This is a genomic window from Rheinheimera sp. F8, from assembly GCF_001518915.1.
This window is the reverse complement of the sequence record NZ_CP013656.1, coordinates 2,779,541-2,795,430: the sequence shown is the minus strand read 5'-3', so window position 1 is coordinate 2,795,430 and position 15,890 is coordinate 2,779,541. Positions and strand designations below refer to the sequence as shown.

General features: G+C 50.7%; 15 protein-coding genes. 2 read left to right on the top strand and 13 right to left on the bottom strand.

Annotated elements, in window-relative coordinates; genetic code table 11:
* Position 1: 1 nt before the first annotated feature.
* Entirely contained in the window at positions 2-490 is a 489-nt protein-coding gene (locus ATY27_RS12530; protein WP_208930979.1) for a hypothetical protein, read from the top strand.
* 27 nt (positions 491-517) lie between these two features.
* Here ATY27_RS12530 and ATY27_RS12525 read toward each other — a convergent pair whose 3' ends face one another.
* The 3 genes from ATY27_RS12525 to ATY27_RS12515 are packed head-to-tail and all read right to left on the bottom strand — an operon-like array spanning position 518 to position 3,928.
* A complete protein-coding gene (locus ATY27_RS12525; RefSeq protein WP_208930978.1) occupies positions 518-757 on the bottom strand; it encodes a hypothetical protein in 240 nt (79 codons plus the stop codon).
* Positions 758-768: 11 nt separating this feature from the next.
* Positions 769-1,935: an HDOD domain-containing protein gene (locus ATY27_RS12520; protein ID WP_208930977.1), complete on the bottom strand. Its 1,167-nt coding sequence runs from the start codon at positions 1,933-1,935 to the stop codon at positions 769-771.
* Entirely contained in the window at positions 1,928-3,928 is a 2,001-nt protein-coding gene (locus ATY27_RS12515) for an EAL domain-containing protein (RefSeq protein ID WP_208930976.1), read from the bottom strand. The genes ATY27_RS12520 and ATY27_RS12515 overlap by 8 nt, the downstream gene beginning before the upstream one ends.
* Before the next feature lie 153 nt (positions 3,929-4,081).
* Here ATY27_RS12515 and ATY27_RS12510 point away from each other — a divergent pair, with 153 nt between their 5' ends.
* A complete protein-coding gene (locus ATY27_RS12510; protein ID WP_208930975.1) occupies positions 4,082-4,927 on the top strand; it encodes a HAMP domain-containing sensor histidine kinase in 846 nt (281 codons plus the stop codon).
* 5 nt (positions 4,928-4,932) lie between these two features.
* On the opposite strand, the gene maiA is transcribed toward ATY27_RS12510, so the two are convergent.
* The 10 genes from maiA to ATY27_RS12460 form a co-directional block, all read right to left on the bottom strand.
* Positions 4,933-5,577, bottom strand: coding sequence for a maleylacetoacetate isomerase (gene maiA, locus ATY27_RS12505; RefSeq protein WP_347876402.1), 645 nt, complete (start codon positions 5,575-5,577; stop codon positions 4,933-4,935).
* A 65-nt stretch (positions 5,578-5,642) separates the two neighbouring features.
* Complete coding sequence (locus ATY27_RS12500; RefSeq protein ID WP_208930974.1) at positions 5,643-6,662, bottom strand: fumarylacetoacetate hydrolase family protein; 1,020 nt, start codon at positions 6,660-6,662, stop codon at positions 5,643-5,645.
* 21 nt (positions 6,663-6,683) lie between these two features.
* A complete protein-coding gene (locus ATY27_RS12495) occupies positions 6,684-7,829 on the bottom strand; it encodes a homogentisate 1,2-dioxygenase (RefSeq protein ID WP_208930973.1) in 1,146 nt (381 codons plus the stop codon).
* Complete coding sequence (hppD, locus tag ATY27_RS12490) at positions 7,822-8,895, bottom strand: 4-hydroxyphenylpyruvate dioxygenase (RefSeq protein WP_208930972.1); 1,074 nt, start codon at positions 8,893-8,895, stop codon at positions 7,822-7,824. The genes ATY27_RS12495 and hppD overlap by 8 nt, the downstream gene beginning before the upstream one ends.
* A 216-nt stretch (positions 8,896-9,111) precedes the next feature.
* Positions 9,112-10,674 (bottom strand): transcriptional regulator TyrR, encoded by a 1,563-nt coding sequence (gene tyrR / locus ATY27_RS12485; RefSeq protein ID WP_208930971.1) that lies wholly within the window; start codon positions 10,672-10,674, stop codon positions 9,112-9,114.
* A 165-nt stretch (positions 10,675-10,839) separates the two neighbouring features.
* Positions 10,840-11,181 carry a 4a-hydroxytetrahydrobiopterin dehydratase gene (locus ATY27_RS12480; protein WP_208930970.1) on the bottom strand — a complete coding sequence of 114 codons (342 nt, stop codon included), beginning with the start codon at positions 11,179-11,181 and terminating at the stop codon, positions 10,840-10,842.
* A 24-nt stretch (positions 11,182-11,205) separates the two neighbouring features.
* A complete protein-coding gene (gene phhA / locus ATY27_RS12475) occupies positions 11,206-11,997 on the bottom strand; it encodes a phenylalanine 4-monooxygenase (RefSeq protein WP_208930969.1) in 792 nt (263 codons plus the stop codon).
* Positions 11,998-12,169: 172 nt separating this feature from the next.
* Positions 12,170-13,369: a PLP-dependent transferase gene (locus ATY27_RS12470; RefSeq protein ID WP_208930968.1), complete on the bottom strand. Its 1,200-nt coding sequence runs from the start codon at positions 13,367-13,369 to the stop codon at positions 12,170-12,172.
* 132 nt (positions 13,370-13,501) lie between these two features.
* Positions 13,502-14,500 (bottom strand): TIGR01620 family protein, encoded by a 999-nt coding sequence (locus ATY27_RS12465; protein WP_208930967.1) that lies wholly within the window; start codon positions 14,498-14,500, stop codon positions 13,502-13,504.
* A complete protein-coding gene (locus tag ATY27_RS12460) occupies positions 14,497-15,864 on the bottom strand; it encodes a YcjX family protein (RefSeq protein WP_208930966.1) in 1,368 nt (455 codons plus the stop codon). The genes ATY27_RS12465 and ATY27_RS12460 overlap by 4 nt, the downstream gene beginning before the upstream one ends.
* Between the last annotated feature and the right edge of the window lie 26 nt (positions 15,865-15,890).

The following is a 15,890-nucleotide window of genomic DNA, read 5'->3' as shown; positions in this document are numbered from 1 at the left end:
TATGAAAAATTTCCTGTTTCTGCTGCAACTGCTTGCAGTGCTATTGAGTCCGTTCAGCTATGCGCAATTTGAGCTTACCGGTCCTATCGCATTGACCTTTGCTGATGACAGTAAAGAAAATACCGCATTCGGTTTTGCCTTTTTAGAAAGCGAAGGCGCTTTCCAGTTCAGTGTTGGTCCTTACAAAATGGCGGTTGAAGAAGTGCCCAAACGCTACACATTGGCACTGATGCTGAATAAAGACCAGTTGATCTGGGCGCGCGACTTCACGAAAAAGCCACTAAAAGGCTTTGACTGGAAAATCGGCAAACACTCATTGCAGTTGTTTAAACAACAGTTACAGCCGGTGCGCCCCGGTGATTTTGTGTTAATGGTCGATGGTCTGCGTTACCATTTTATTGAGGGGAAACCCGCGCAGGTCCATTTTCATTTTGATGAAAAGGGCATTTCTGAAGTCGAAGTTGAATCCATGATACAACCAAAACGCTAAACAGGGCTCAACACATCCTTTTTGTCTTTAACTGATAAATGACGATTTACTGCGGGCCGGGCACTCGCGCTGTATTTGTAGCGCAGGTACCCCGCCCCACAATACCGACAATGCCGGAGCTACTGCAGTAAACCACCAGCTGAGCTGATACGGGATTTGTTGCCACCAGCAGTACAGCATCAGTAGCAAATGACAGCACAGTCCCAACCATCCTGTATAAAATAACAGCGAGTTAAACCAGCGTCTGGGTTGCCCTAATTGCCACATACTTTAACGCCTTATAAATCACTCGCTGAGGTTAAAAAACTGTCAGTCAGTGCAAACCGTTCCAGAGCAGCCAGATCCGGGGTAATTTTTACCCCGGTTGGATCTTGTTGTTGCAACGACAACACATAACTTGCCAGATGCAAGATCGCCTGCAACCGATCGACCCTTGCGGACCCCGGCAAGTTCAGCCGGTACATCGCCGCAGCACAGATATCTGCAGAGAATCCCCATAACGTCATCAAATAGCCGGTCAAAATACAATGATCGGCAACGCCATCCTGAAACATATCTTCCTGTGTCAGATGCTGCGACTCAATTGGCTGAGTCGCCAGCAACGCCAGAGGACCCAACGCTTGCATCAGTCCGGCGACGTAGGCTTTTTCGGCCAGCGTGGCATCGTCACGGCATTGACTGCGGGCCAGTTGGAAAGATACAGATGCCAACGCGACAGCATAGTCCTGTAATTTTTGGTGCAGTTCAGGCTGGATCTTCCCCTGGTACTGTTGGTTCAATAAAAATGCCTGCATGATGGCTTTGATCATCTCCCGCCCCAGCCTGCTGACCACTTCCTGTAAATCGAGGGTTTGGCGGCGAAAGCCGAGGTACGCTGAATTTGCCATCTGAATTAACCGCCCGGCCAGCGGCGCTTCACGTTCCAATGCCCGTGCCAGCTCCCGTTGTGAACTGTCATTGTTGTCAAGTAACGCCAAAATTTGTTGATACTGTCGCCGCTGGATGGGCAGTGCTTGCAGGGTCCCTAATTGATATCGTGCATGCTCTGAGAAAGGGCCTTCAATAATCTGCTCTGCACGTTGGAAAACTGCCAGTAAATCATGCTCCGTAAAAGGTTTGCCCAACAACATCTGCGCGGATTGCACGGCGGCCAGCATGACCGCATCATCGTTTTCAGCACTCATCAGCACTCTGATGGTGGCGGGTGAATGCGAAGCACAAAACTCCAACAATTCCTCGCCCCGTAACGATGCGTCCAACCGGTCGGTCAACAGCAATTGCGGCGCTACTGGCTGCTGTAGCAGATATTGCGTTGCACTCAACGCATCGGCGCATACTTCTAACTGCCAATGCGGGCAAAGCCGCTGTAACAATCGTTTAGTCGCCGCCCGTGCGGCTGTGTCGGGTTCGACTATCAGGGCTAACCAGCGATCAGCTTCAAACATTGAGATACTCCTCCCATTGCAGGCGGACCGGCTGGGCCGTTAGAAAGCGACCAAACTCAAGACTACTCAGCGGTTTGCTGAATACATACCCCTGGATGTAATCACATTGCATATCGCGCAGCAACAGCACCTGATTCACCGACTCAATTCCTTCGGCAACGACCTGCATACCAAGCTCATGCGCCATCCGGATCATATGTCTGATCATACTGGCACATTGCGGCGAGTCCTCAAGGTCCAGCAACAAGGAGCGATCTAATTTCAGTTTATTTACCGGCAATTTCGCAAGATAAGCCAAAGAAGAGTAACCAGTGCCAAAGTCATCCATTGCCAGCTGACAGCCAAGCCGATGCAAACTGCTTAATAACCGGCTGCTGGCATCAATATCAGCCATCAGAAAGGTCTCAGTGACTTCTAATTCCAGCGTGTCCGGTTCTAAACCAAAACTACTCAGACAACCGGCAATACGTTCAGCCAGCCGAACATCGGTCAATTGCCGGCCTGACAAATTGATCGCCAGATGTGACAAGGCCAGCCCCTGTGCGCGCCAGCTGTGAAGCTGCCTTAAAGCGTGTTGCAATACCCAATCCCCAATGGCCTGGATCTGACCGTCTTGCTCCGCGATTGGAATAAAAACTGCTGGAGAAATTGCGCCAAAAGTCGGGTGCTGCCAGCGGATCAACGCTTCGGCACTGTCACAAAAACCATCAGACAAGCGGATCTTGGGTTGATAACATAAAGTGAATTCCTGTCCTTCCAGTGCCGCATACAGCGAATTACTGATTTCAAAATGCTGCCGTTTTTGTGTCACCATCTCTGCTGCGAATCGCAGATAAAATCCAGCCGGGTTTGCCAGATTGTGCCGGCAAGCGACATCAGCATGCTGCAATAACTGCCGCGCTGTAGTGCCATCTGACGGTGAAACGGCATAGCCAACACAAAAAGCTAATTGCACACGGTTAAAGCTCAATACTAACGGCTGGCGAAATGGTTGCAGGCATTGTTCTATCAGCAGTTGTAGTTGGCTTTCCTGAACAGCGCCGGGCAACACCAACAAAAATTTATCCGCCGCGACATAGCCCAATAACGCTTTTGCCGGCATCCGGGTTTTCAGCACAAGCCCAGCCTGTTCGATGAGCTCATCTAACTGCTGCTGTAATAATGAATCACTGTACAAAGCAAAGTCTGGCAGCATCAACGCAACAACGGCAAAATCGTTCTGGCCGGCTGACAACAGATCTTCAATCTGTGACCGCACATCGTCCGCATTCAGCAGTTCATTGACACCACAAAACACCTGGTCGCTGAGCGGCTGGACTAAAGTAACTTTTAGCAGATAGTGGTGCAGATCCGATATCCGGTGGCTGAAGCTGAAATAATCGCCATGAATACCGTGTAATTGAATATCGTGATCTTTTTTATGAAAAAAACCGGCAAGTTCAATTGGATTGATGTCAACGAACAGCGCCGACAACACCTGACCACGCAGCTCCGATGGCTGCAATCCCAACACCTGGCTGGCTGCATTATTAAATCGTAATACCTGACCAGTCGCGGATAACTCCAACAGTGCTTCATTGCTGGATAACAACAGATTAGTGCGTTGTTGCTCAGCCTGACGCCGGTCGCGTTCACTCAGCGCTGCGGTGATGTCTTTTAATAACTGGGTATCTTCCCAGGGCTTTTCCATAAAACGCCAGGCGGCGCCGCTATTCAGGCAGGCCAACAACGCTTCGCGGTCGGCATAGGCACTCAGGATAAGCCCAATGGTCGACGGAAATTGCAACCGGACCTGCTGCAATAACTCAGCCCCGTTCATATCAGGCATGCGGAAATCTGAGATCACCAGCGCCACCTGCTCCGTACTCAGCAGACTCAACGCTTGTGCGCCATGTTCGGCCAGCAACACGCGGTAGCCGGCGCGTTGCAACGTCCGTTGCAGGGCTCTGAGGATAGCAGGCTCATCGTCGACCAACAGAATAGTTTTTGCCACGAACAGTCCCGCCCAATGAAAAGTAAATACCGATATATGAACATAAACAGGTGCATGCCACTGCCGCAAGTTTTTTCCATCCCCCTTGCTCTGCGTCGTGTTGCCGCCCATGATGACATCACCGGCTACGCTTCTCAAAACTGGAGTTCATGCATGTCGCAGGATCCGCAATCTCCCCAAACACCCGCACATTGGCAACAGACTGACCGTCTGGCAACTATTGGCATTCTGACCGCCGGCGTGGCCCATGAGCTGAATAATCCAATTGGTTACATTCTCAGCAACCTGACTAGCTTTCAATTATATCTGCCGGTATTCCAACAATATTTTTCGCTGTTGCAACAGATTGCTGACTGTGACGATGCCACTGCCCGCCAGGATCTGCACCAGCAGCTGGCCCAATTACAACAGCAGGAAAATCTGCAACTGTTGCTCGATGATACCCAAAGTTTGCTGGCTGATTCAGTACAAGGCGCACATCGGGTACGGGATTTAGTGTTGGACCTACGGCGATTTTCGCATCCGGACCATGCAGAATTTCAGCTGTTGGAATTTAAGCCGTTGCTGGATATGGCTTTGAGGTTAACTAGAAATGAACTGAAAACGCATGTGACAGTATCACAAGATACCGGACCCGAGCCGCTATGGCTGCAGGGACAACCAGCAGCGCTAACACAGCTACTGGTTAATTTACTGCTCAATGCATCACAAGCGATTGGTGCGGGTGCCGGGAAACTGCGGATCAGCGCGGCTCGACTGGATAACAGTCTGCAGGTTTGTATTGAAGACAGCGGGCCCGGCATCGCCGACGAGGTTCTGCCCCATATTTTTACACCGTTTTTTACCACCAAAGCGCCGGGTACAGGCACAGGTCTTGGTCTGTCGATTTGCAAGGCTATAGTGGAAAAACACCAGGGTGACCTCAGTGTCAGCCGCTCCGATCTTGGTGGCGCCGCTTTTACATTACGGTTTCCATGCAGCGATGCGCCACCGCAATAGACGGCTCAGTTCTGGGCGTCGGGCTGTTGCTCTGGCGCGGCACTGGCAAAAGCTGGCAGCAGCAGACAGTGCTGATACACCTTATGGATCTGTGGATAAGGCGTTAAATCAACGGCAAAGCGCAATGCATTATAAACTTGCGGCACCAGACACAAATCAGCCAGCGTGACTTGATCGCCAACGCAGTATTGTCCCGCTGTATGCGCCAGCCGCTGTTCAAGTGCAGCAAAGCCTTGCCGCAACCAATGCTGAATCCAGTCGGTTTTTTGTTGCTCAGTTACACCGAGCGTACCAGTTAAGTACTGCAGCACCCGCAGGTTATTCAGCGGATGAATGTCACAGGCGATATCCAGCGCCAGTGCCCGCACCACAGCTGCTGTGGCAGGGTCTTCCGGCAACAGTGGCTGCTGTGGATAGACCGCATCGAGGTATTCAATGATTGCCAGTGACTGATTCAGCGTCAGTGCGTCGTGTTGCAGCGTCGGTACCAGCTGAGCAGGATTCAAAGCTTTATAAGGTTCCGCACGCTGTTGGCCACCGTCTTTTAATAAATGTACCGGGATTTGCGTGGCATCCAGCCCTTTCAGCGCCAGCGCAATACGCACCCGATAAGCCGCCGACGAACGCCAGTAAGTGTATAAGGTCAACATCAGAAACTCCGTTTAAAAAAGGCCGACAAATGCCGGCCTTTGATTTTGAGTAAATTGTGCAACGCTTAGCGCGGTTGATACTGCACAACCTGCTGGTCTATCGCGCCAAAAATGCTTTGGCCTTGCGCGTCCAACACTTCAAGCCGGATCCGGTCACCAAACTTCATAAAAGATGTTTTCGGTGCACCATCACGAATAGTTTCAATCATCCGGACTTCAGCGATACAGGAATAACCCAGACCGCCCTCGTCAATTGAGGTGCCGTAGTCAGTACCTTGTTTGTTAGACACAGTGCCAGAGCCGATGATAGCACCCGCGCCGAGATTGCGGGTTTTAGCGGCATGCGCCACCAGTTGGCCGAAATCAAAAGTCATGTCGACACCTGCATTCGGCTTACCAAACAGTTTACCGTTTAAGTGCGATACCAGCGGCAGGTGTAATTTCGCGTCCTGCCAGTCAGTGCCGAGTTCCTCTGGTGTGACAGCAACCGGGCTGAAAGCAGAGGCTGGCTTCGACTGAAAGAAACCAAAACCTTTGGCCAATTCATTTGGGATCAGGCCACGCAGTGATACGTCATTGACCAACATAACTAAACGAATATGCTGACGCGCCTGTTCAGGCGTAGATGCCATCGCGACATCACCAGTGATCACGGCAACTTCGCCCTCAAAATCGATACCGTAGTCTTCGCTGACCACATCGATTTGATCACGTGGACCAATAAAGTCATCCGAGCCGCCCTGGTACATTAACGGATCCGTCCAAAAACTCGGTGGCATCTCTGAATTACGTGCGCGGCGCACTAATTCGACATGGTTCACATAAGCGCTGCCGTCGGCCCACTGGTAAGCGCGCGGCAATGGCGATTCACAGACCGTTTGGTCAAAGGCAAATTCGCCCTGTACAGTACCATGATTGAGCCCCTGGTAGACCTCCGCAAGTTGTGGCGCCACTACGGACCAATGATCTAACGCATATTGCATAGTGGCGGCGATATGCGCCACCGCGACTGCTTTGGTTAGGTCCCGGCTGACGACGACGAGCTGGCCATCGCGGCTGTTATTTTTCAGACTGGCTAATTTCATTTTATCTTTCCTGTCAGACTGTTACTTCGTTTCAGCTGGTTTGGTTTTCCAGCTGTTGACGTAATCCGGATTCTCAGTGGCGACTGCCGCCGCGCCCATTTCCAGCGCATCACGGGTATCCAGCATCACTGCGACTTCATCGGTGAACTTCTTGCGATACTCACGACCAGCCTGGAAGGCTTTTGGGTGTGGGCCATGGGTAAAACCAGCCGGGTGGAAGGTCACCATGCCGCGCTCGATATTATCGCGGCTGAAGAAATCACCGGCATGGTAAAACAGCACTTCATCATAGTCGTCGTTGTTATGATAAAACGGCACTTTTAAGGCACCCGGGTCACTTTCAATCGGCCGTGGCACAAAGGTACAGACCACAAAACGACTGGCAACGAAGGTCGTATGCGCCGACGGTGGCAAATGATAACGGTGGCTCATCAGTGGCCGGATATCCCGCCAGTTAATCCGCATCACTGCTAAGTCACCATGCCAGCCAATGGCATCGAGTGGATTAAATGGATAGGTGATCACTGAGACCTGACCATGACGTTTTACATGGACCTGAGTTTCCTGTTCGCTGTACTGCGCCTTAAAGGCATCGTCAATTTTTGGCGTATCCAGCATTGCCGGGTCAAAAATCGCGTGATTGCCGACCAGGCCTTTTTCCGGCAACTGATAAGAATCATTGGTCGCTTCAATCAGCAGCACAAATATTGGCGCGGAGATCTCCAGCCGCCAGCAGGTCGAACGCGGGATCACCACGTAGTCACCATCGCGCAGGCTCAGATGGCCATAATCACAGAACAGCTCAGCGCTGCCTTCATGGATAAACAGCAGCTCGTCGCCATCGGCGTTGCGGACCAGGAAATCCATCGATTGTTCAAGCCGCCAGGTCCGCATTTTACAATGCGCATTGTGCAGCAAATTCGGCACTTGCCACGGCGAATTGGATTTATCTTCGCCGATGTCATTGAAGTTAAATAGGCGCGGTTTTAACGCCCCTTCCCAGTTACTCCAGCCGGTCGGCGCATGGGTGTGATGGAAATGGCTGGCCGGGCCAAAAAAGCCACTACGACCGGTTTCGCGCTCATAAATCGCCTGTTCCGGGAAATCGGCATGCGCCTGGCGCGAAATATCGCCTTCTTTTAACGGAAATTGCGCCCATTTACGCATCTGCTAATACTCCACGGCGGATTTGATCTTCTTCAATCGATTCGAACAGGGCTTTGAAGTTGCCCTCGCCAAAACCTTCGTTGCCTTTGCGCTGGATAATTTCGAAAAACACCGGACCAATCACGGTTTTGGTGAAAATTTGCAGCAGAATGCCGTCTTTTTCCGGAGCGCCATCAATCAGAATACGCAGCTCTCGCAGTGCGTCCAGATCTTCAGTATGACCTTCGACCCGGGCGTTCACTTTGTTGTAATAAGTATCCGGCGTTGGCATAAAATCCATACCACGGCTACGCAATGTCCGTACTGTTTCATAGATATTTTCCGTGGTCAGGGCAATATGCTGGATGCCCTCGCCTTTGTATTCACGGATAAATTCTTCGATTTGTGATTTGTCGTCTGACGATTCGTTGATAGGAATGCGGATCTTGCCACAAGGCGCAGTCATAGCGCGGGAGACCAGACCGGTCAGTTTGCCTTCGATATCAAAATACCGGATCTCACGGAAGTTACCGATCCGTTCATAAAAACCGGCCCAGACATTCATATTGCCGCGTTTGACGTTATGGGTCAGATGGTCCAGCACTTCCAGGCCGACGCCATGCGCCGCCATTGTCGTCTGCCAGTTGTCGTAGAATTTAAAATCGATATCGTAGACCGAGCTTTGGCCATAACGGTCGACGAAATACAGCAGGCTGGAACCTATGCCATATACTCCCGGGATATTCAGTTCCATCGGGCCAATTTGATTTTTATATTCTTTCGCACCGTTCGCGACGGCATGTTTCAGCGCTGCTGCAGCGTCTTTCACCCGAAAGGCCATGGCACAAACACTCGGACCATGCACGCGGGCAAATTCTTCGGCTTGCGAATTCGGCTCGCCATTGACGATAAAGTTGATGTCACCCTGCTTGTACAACCAGGCCTGTTTTGAACGGTGCTGGGCAACTTCAGAAAAACCCAGTGACTGAAACAGTTCTTTTAACTGACGGATACCATCGGCATCAGCAGCTGTGTACTCGACAAACTCAAAACCATCGGTACCAAGCGGATTAATTGGGTCAAACATGACAAACTCCGGAATTAAATACAGGGGGATTACTGCTATCTTGCCGTTCGCCACAGAAAAAGAAAGCTTGGCTGCTTACATACTGCTAACAGCTTAAAACAGTCGTTTTGTATCGTTTAGCATACGAAAACAGCATTTTGGCCTTAAACCGATAAAAAAGGCCGTTTTGTGGGCAAAACGGCCTTTTTTCAGTAGCGAATGCAGGACAAAGCGTAATTAAATTTTTACGCTCTTGCGATTGATGCCATATTCGCGCAATTTATTTGCCACTGCGGTATGACTTAAGCCGAGCTTTTTCGCCAGTTGACGCGAACTTGGGTAAGCCGGGAATAGTTTTCGCAATAAACTGGCTTCAAAGCGTTTCACCGCTTCATCCAGCGTGCCATCAAAATCTTTTTCCAGATAACCAAAATCATTGGTGTAACTTGGCAACTGTAACTGTTCCTTGTCAAGCTCAGCACCTTCGAGCAGGGTCACCGCGCGATACAGCGCGTTTTCCAGCTGCCGGACGTTACCTGGCCAGGGATATTGCTGAATGAAGTTGGCACAGTTTTCGGTAAGTTTCGGTGGTTTACGCCCAAGTCGAGCAGCCAGACGAGCCATAAAGTGTTCTGCCAGAGGCACAATATCTTGCTTGCGATCCCGCAGCGGCGGCAACACCAGCGTCAGCACATTCAGCCGGTAATATAAATCTTCCCGAAAACGCCCTTCCTGTACCATACCGGGCAAATCTTTCTGCGTGGTGCAAATCACCCGCACATCGACCCGCACTTCATTTTCATCTGCCACGCGGCGAAAACTGCCGTCTTGTAAAAACCGCAACAGTTTGGTCTGGATCTCACGCGACATTTCACCGATTTCATCCAGAAACACAGTACCGCGATTGGCCTGTTCAAAAATGCCTTTTTTACCTTCGGTCGTACCCGGAAATGCATTCGGGCCATAACCAAATAATTCCGACTCTGCGACATTGTCCGGTAATGCAGCACAATTGACGGCAAGGAAAGGTTTGCCCGCGCGACTGCTGGCGCCGTGACAAGCCCGTGCCAGCAATTCTTTACCGGTGCCGGTTTCACCGGTAATTAAAATCGGCGCGTCAAGCTGCGCCATTTTTTTCGCTTCCCGCACCACTTTGCGCATCAGATTGCTGCTGGCCTGAATCGAGTTAAAGCTTTCCTGATCGCCTTTTTTAAAGGCCACCATCTGCTCACCGAGGCGACTCTCAGATTTTAACGTGATCACGGCGCCGGCCAGAATTTCATGGCCCGCTTCGGCCGGCACCATCACCGGCAGAATATCCGCAATGAATTTTTTGCCATGAATTTCAATTTTGCGGGTTTGCGCCAGCACATCATCACTTTCCAGCCAGCGCTGAAAATTAAAGCCTTTCACCAAAGGCGACAACGGCAAACCAGCAACTTCGTCGCGTTGCAGTGTCAGCGCATCGAGAGCGGCTTCATTGATCACGGTCACGTTGGCTTTGGTGTCGATAGCGATCACACCATCCGGCAGCGTTTTTAACAGCGTGAACAGCTCATTGTGTTCACGCTCTGATGGCATAAAAGCAGTAGTTTTAACGTCTTCTACGCCAGGAATACGGCGAATTTTCACCATTAATTCCTGAAATTTTTCGAAATCGACCGTAGGAAAAGCAACAAACATCCGGCCTAGTTCGGGATCAACTTCAATACCGCGCAAATCAATCTGAAACGACACCAGGATATTTAACACTTCCTGAGCGATACCAACGCGGTCCTGACAATGGATTTCTAAGCGCATCTGAATGACAACCTTGCGAGATGACAGGTATTTTTATCATACGGCAAAGCACAAGCTTCAGACCAGCTCTTTTGTAAACTTTTGTGAACGTGAGCAGTATTTAAAGCCAAATCAACCGCGAAAAAAAAGCTGCCGGGGCAGCTTTTCTTAATGTTGCATGCTGGCTTATTCAGTCAGCAGCGCATCTGTTTTGGCGGCACAAATAAAATCATTTTTGTGCAGACCTTTGATGGAATGCGACCACCAGGTCACCGTCAGTTTGCCCCATTCCAGCAACAATGCCGGATGATGACCTTCTGCTTCTGCCAGTTCCGCCACTTTGTGGTGGAATGCCCAAGCCAGCTTAAAGTTCTTAAACTTATATTCGCGTTCCAGCTGCAAAATGCCATCCCGGACCACCGGAGTCCAGTCCGGAATTTGTCGCATCAATTGCGGTAATTCTTCATCAGATACGCGCGGCGCATCGGCGCGGCACGCTTCACATTTTTGTGTGGCAAGTTCAGTCATTGTAATGCTCTTTATCGTTAAAAATTAACTGGCTTTTTTCTGTTTCGGCGCAAACTTAGGCGCATGCAGGCCCAGCGCTTTGGCTTGCTGCACCAATGTCATCAGGTCCATCTGTGCAATGTCAAACAGCTGGCGAATACTCTGAATGCGGAAGTAAATGGGTTGCATAATGTCGATACGATATGGCGTGCGGAACACATCTACCACATCGAGTACCTTACGCTCAGGAATATCAGAATGGATCGCATATTGGGTCTCACCCGGTGAAGACAGTATGCCACCACCATAGATACGTAATCCCTCTGGCGTATCAATCAAACCAAATTCAATAGTGAACCAGTACAATCGAGCGAGATACACACGATCCTGTTTGCTGGCGGCCAGTCCTAATTTACCGTACATATGAGTGAATTCGGCGAAATCAGGATGCGTCAGCATGGCACAGTGGCCAAAAATTTCGTGGAACACATCGGGTTCCTGCAGGTAATCAAATTCTTCGCGGCTGCGGATAAAGGTGGCGACCGGAAACTGTTTATTTGCCAACAATTCAAAGAAGCGGTCGAAACTGATCAGCGCCGGTACCTCGGCACACTGCCAACCGGTGGTTGCCTGCAAAACGGCATTCACTTCGTGCAGCTGCGGGATCCGATCTTGTGACAGTTTCAGCCGTTGCAGTCCTGCCATGTATTCATTGCAGGCTTTGCCTTCGATACAACTGAGTTGACGCTTGATCAGATCTGACCAAATCTGGTTCTCTTCGTCGGACCAGGCAATAATGCCGTCGGCATCCGATTCTCGGGATACATAAGATGTCATGTTACAACCTGTTAATTCTGCTTGCCGGCCTCGGTTGGGCTGGCTGAATGGCAGGCATCCTAGTGGATTGCATCAAAGCTGTTAACCCGGCGCCATAAACTGGCGCCAGCGCAACTGTTCAAAAAAATGTACAAACCGACGCATGACACACACATCCATCTGTTTTTATTGATTATTTTTGCTGTAACTGCATCTTTACCAATGCTTGCTGTAGGTCGGCAATGATGTCTTCAACATGCTCAAGTCCAACTGAAATGCGGATAAGCCCGTCGCTGATGCCAGCCAACCGGCGCTCTTCTGCAGTGTATGGACTATGCGTCATTGATGCCGGATGTTGGATCAAGGACTCAGCATCGCCAAGACTGACTGCCAGACTCAATAGCTCACATTGATTAATAAAATACCGGCCGTCGTCCAGGCTGCCCTTCAGTTCAAATGCCAGCACACCGCCGGCGGCTTTCATTTGCGTACCAATAAAACGATGGCCCGGATGACCGGGTAAACCTGGGTAATACACAGTGGCTACTGCCGGATGCGCCTGCAAAAACTCGGCGACACGCTGCGCGTTTTGACAATGCCGTTCCATCCGCACCGATAAAGTCTTCAAGCCCCGAATAATCAGCCAGGCATCATGAGGGCTGATTGTTGCGCCCATATCTTTCAGGGTGGTCAGCTTGATGGTTTGAACAGTGTCTGTATCAGACAAAATAATGCCAGCAACAACATCGCCGTGACCGTTCAGATATTTAGTCGCGCTATGAATAATGATATCGATGCCATATCGCGCCGGCTGTTGCAGTAATGGCGTCAGGAATGTGTTATCGATCACTGATTTAATCTGATGTTGGCGACAAAACCGACCGAGGAATTCCAGATCCAGCACCACCAGATTGGGATTAATCGGCGTCTCGGCAAATAGCATTCGGGTATTTGGCCGGCGTGCCGCTTCGACCGCCGCGTGGTCAGTCATATCAACAAAACTGACTTCAATGCCATAACGGGCAAACTGGTGATTAAACAGCGCAAAACTGCAGCCATAAATGGCATTGCTGGCGATCAGATGGTCCCCTTGCTGCAAGAAAGCCAAGGTCGCTGCAGCCACAGCGCCCATGCCGGTCGCAGTCGCAGCGCCGTCTGCCATGCCTTCCAGCGCCGCTACTTTGAGTTCCAGCTCGCGGGTGGTCGGATTGCCAAGCCGGGTATAAATATACCCTTCAGTTTCACCGGCAAAGCGCGCGGCGCCCTGCTCGGCACTGTCAAATACAAATGTGGAGGTTTGATACAACGGGGTGGCGAGACTGCCAAACTGCCGGTCATAAGTTTTACCGGCGTGGATGCACATCGTTTCTGCGTGTTTACTGCTACTGCTCATAACAACCTGACTGCTTAGATAATTTTATCAAACAATTAAGCAAACAAGTTATAACCACGACAAGGCATGCAGACATCTGTCTGTCTGTTTGCGACGCAGTCGCCGCAGGTCCGAACTGTTGATTTGTAAATATTATTGTGCAGGTGGTCGTTGCATCAAACGTTGCAATAATGACTGTAACAAAGGTTGAACAGTGGCTTGCTGTGTCAGTAGCGGCAAAGGCCGCAGTTCCTGTTGCACAAACCGGCCGAGTCGCGCCAGCATCAGTCCTGCTAACACGCCCTGCCCGGCGCGGGCCGACAGCTTACTACTTAATTCCACGCCAAGAAAATCACCGCCAATATCTATCGCAAGTTCAGTCGCGCCAGTCCAAAACAGCAGATTGGCAAACTGCTTGATAAACTGTAAACGTTGAATAGCACTAACATTCACACCATAGAGTGCCGACAACTCGGCCATTAATCGCCAGGCCCGCCAGCTGACCAGCACCATGTCGGCCAGCGCAAATGGGCTTAAAGCGACGGCAAGACCTGCTTGTTTTGCCGCAGCACTAATCACCGCCGCAGCTTGCTGATCCAGTGGCTGCAAAATCAGCAGATCAAATAACTGTAATGTTTCCGCATCTGAATGCTGCGCATTGTGCTGGGCATAAAAAGCATCGGCTGAAACCGGAACTTGTTTTAACATGCGCTGACATAACGCTGATGCCTGGCCATATTGCAAGCTATTTTGCATGGCCGCACCTTGCTGGCGCCAATATTGACGCTCTGTATGCTGCCGTCGACTGCGCCAGCTACTCCACAGCGTTTTAGCCAGGGCCGCCAGACCAAAACCAGTCAGTGCCAGTGCAGCACCACCTTGCAAAACACTGCTATTCAGGCTTTGTTGCACAAATTCGGCCCATTGCAGCAATGCCACCAGCAGCACAAGACTGAGACCAACGCCAAGCCAGCGTGAGATACCGGCATTTTTGACAGTTACGGGGACATCGTTCTGGCTGGCAGCAGTGTTGGCAATAAATGTATCTGCAGAGAATTGTTGTGCCGCCGCCAGCGGTAGCTCAGTTGCCGCAGGCTTCAGACTAACAAAATCCTCATTACTGAAATGCTCTGCCGTTTTTAATGGTTTCATTGCAGATGGTCTCCAAGCAAAAATTGCAACGCCTGGTCCATGCGCAGTTGCTCTGGAAAGGACGACCCCGAACCAACGAGCGGCAGAAACTCAGGAAAAGCAAACTGATGATGCTGAAACAACTGTGGCGATGGCATGGATAATGGTACTTCGCCCGGGTACAGGATCTGCAGTTCACCGGTTGTGGCCAGCCGGCCGCGCAGGCATGGCTTGTTTCCTTGTGGCGTCTGTACCTCACCCAATTCGGAACTGACCACTGCCGCAACAGCCAGCGCTTCGGTTTCACAACGTTGATAACGTTGCTGATAGAGTGGTTGTTGCAGCATTTGCTGTAACAATAACAACAGATTGCGATGCTGGTCCGGAGTCAATAAATCAGCTTTGGATGCGACAAATAACACTTTATCAATACGAGGCTGCCAAAGCCGGCGCCACCAACTGTCGGGGCCATAAGAAAAATGCTGCATGATTAACATCAACGCCTGTTGCAGTTGCTGCATGGCCTGATGTCCCCGATTCAGCGCACCGAGGCAGTCAGCCATTATCACCTGGCGGTCCAGCCCGGCGAAATAATCACGATAAAATGGCGCGACCACTTTGTGTTTATAATCGTCGAAATTCTGTTGAAGCTGGCGTGTCAGCGCGTTGTCCTGAGCCCGCTGGGCCGGTAACAAAGGAAAAAGTTGCAATAACGGTGCGCCAGCCAGATCTGCAGGGCGCAGTAACCGGCCAGGCTGCAGGATCAGGCTAAGTTGCTGTTGTTTTAATGTCTGCAGCAACTGCTGATACAGATCGGTTAACTGCTGAAGCACCAGAGGCCCACCAGCCGTATCCGCCATTTGCAGTTGCTGGCGGAATGGTTCCGCCAACGGGCCCACGGGATTTGCATTTAACATCGTCCAGACATTGTCACACCAGCTGGCGTAGTCCAGGGATAACATTGGCAAATCAAGCAACCATTCACCCGGATAATCCGTGATCTCCAGTGTCAGTGTTTGCCAATCCAGGAATTTTTGTTTGAACGGATTTTGCGGTTTATAACGCAGCTGCAGGGTAATTTGACTCAGCGCCGTCGTGGACGCAGGCCATTGCCCCAGTTGCAATTGCTGCAAATTTAATTCAAATGGAAAACGAGCTCGTTGTGTCATCAGGTTCGGCACGCACTGCCCTCCCAGATAACGCTGTTGTTGCATCACCTGGAAAAATGGGAGCTGAGGCTGTTGCGATTTGGTGAGCTGATGGATGAAACTGGTCAGAAATGCAGTTTTACCTGCACCACTGACACCAGTTATCCCTACACGCAGATGCTGATTCGCCAGACGTTGCCCAAGTTCTCTGGCGCGGCCTGGCAGGTGAAATTCCATCAGTTACATTGTTCCTGCGGTTGATA